The organism is Marichromatium sp. AB31 (genome assembly GCF_003718685.1).
In the GTDB taxonomy this organism is placed as follows: Bacteria; Pseudomonadota; Gammaproteobacteria; order Chromatiales; family Chromatiaceae; genus Marichromatium; species Marichromatium gracile.
Genome location: NZ_RHFI01000081.1, coordinates 1 through 255 on the forward strand (window position 1 = coordinate 1; position 255 = coordinate 255).

The 255-nt window shown below is 63.5% G+C and carries 1 protein-coding gene; it reads right to left on the reverse strand.

Features of this window, described 5'->3' with window-relative positions; all coding sequences use genetic code 11:
• The coding region (locus EBL84_RS16820; RefSeq protein ID WP_190288007.1) for a transposase at positions 1 to 223 on the reverse strand (223 nt) is incomplete at its 3' end.
• Positions 224 to 255 lie beyond the last annotated feature (32 nt).

Here is a 255-nt window from a genome sequence, read left to right on the forward strand (position 1 = left end):
GGCTCAGATCCGCGTACATGTGCTTGAGCCGGCGATTCTCCTCCTCCAGCGCGCGCAGCCGCTTCAGGTCCGAAGCCTCCATCCCCCCGTACTTCGAGCGCCATTGATAGAAGGTCGCCGCGCTGACCCCCAGCTCCCGGCACACGTCCTTGACGGCCATTCCTGACTCAGCACGACGCAGTGCGTCAACGATCTGCTGCTCGCTGTACTTGCTCTTGCGCATGTGGGCTCTCCTCTGCTCGGCCACCATCATGC